Annotated in this window: 1 protein-coding gene; it reads right to left on the bottom strand. The window is 57.0% G+C overall.

The window, feature by feature from the left end:
- Positions 1 to 150: 150 nt before the first annotated feature.
- A complete protein-coding gene (locus ABIB24_RS26735) occupies positions 151 to 1,098 on the bottom strand; it encodes an IS110 family RNA-guided transposase (protein ID WP_274080011.1) in 948 nt (315 codons plus the stop codon).
- Between the last annotated feature and the right edge of the window lie 217 nt (positions 1,099 to 1,315).

Here is a 1,315-nt window from a genome sequence, read left to right as displayed (position 1 = left end):
GAGCAACTGTCTTGCTCAATTTCTAAAATCTAGCGCGTCACCTGTGGGAGCGGGCTTGTCCCGCGAACACGGGCGAAGCCCGTGCCATCCGGCGCGGTATTGGCTTGGTGGGCAAGCCCGCTCTCATATGAATTACGTCGGTTTCCTGATCTAGGTCCGCTTAGGCTGTGGCAAGACCAGATCCAGCCAAGGCTCGCCAGTCCTGAGCATGGCATTGAGCCGTACGAGGAATACCCGCATACAGGCTACGATAGCGACCTTGGCAACTTTTCCTCGTTCGCGCAGTGCCTCATAACGAGCCTTGAGTGCTGGGTTGTACTTCATCGCCACAAGGCATGACATGTACAACGATCGCCTGGCCTCAAACCGCCCGCCTGAGATAGAGCGCTTGCCCACGAATTTTCCGCTGTCGTGGTTGAAGGGCGCCACCCCGACCAATGAGGCTATTTCTCTAGACTCGACACGCCCCAGTTCTGGCAGAAGCGTTACCAGCTTGCCCGCCGTAACCAGCCCAATGCCTTTGACCTGGACCAGCTGAGTAACCCGTTCATCTTTCAGGGCTTCCGCTTGCTGGCTGATCGCTTGCTCAACCAGCTTGATCTGCGATTTGAAGTGCTGGAGGTTGGCTTTCAGAAAGTCGGACACCATGCGGGACTGCGCCTGTTTCAGGCGCCTCAGATCGTCATCACGCTGCTGAACCAGCCGATCACGTTGCTGCAGCAATTCCCGCAACAGCGCACGTTCCGGGCTGATCCGCAGGGTGGACTGGTCTGGAATGACCTCAGCGTAGTGGGCCAGTACTTCGGCATCGATGGCGTCGGTCTTGGCTTTGACGCCGATGGATTCTGCGAACGCTCGGGCTCGCCTGGGATTGACGCGTATGACTTTGTAGCCGCCATCCTGCAAGAAATGCATGACATCTCGCTCGTAGCCGCCCGTGGCCTCCAGCAAAACGCGCTTGATACTGCGCCCGCCAAGGCTTCGCTGCAGCTCCTCGAAGCCTGCCCGATCATTGCTCACATGGATTTTTATGCCCTGTGGCCGCACCAGCGCATCGAGTGATCGACTGGAAACATCAATACCCAGGAAGGACGCCATCACCAAACCCTCCTAAACTCAACACTGTGAGAGGACTTTGGCTTGGCCCACGCTTGTGATTCGAGATCAGAGCCGCATCCAACTGTTCGGGCTCTCGCCAAAGTGGAACGGTGAATGACAGCTTGTGCTCCCACTCGTGCTCATGGCACCTGCGGCATTCAGCTTGTCATTCACCGCTCTCACTCCAGATTTTAATCCCTCATCAAGACACAAGCGG

This window comes from Pseudomonas sp. UYEF17 (genome assembly GCF_040546125.1).
In the GTDB taxonomy this organism is placed as follows: domain Bacteria; phylum Pseudomonadota; class Gammaproteobacteria; order Pseudomonadales; family Pseudomonadaceae; genus Aquipseudomonas; species Aquipseudomonas putida_Z.
Note: the sequence above shows the minus strand (reverse complement) of the source record. Positions and strands in the feature narration are given on the sequence as shown.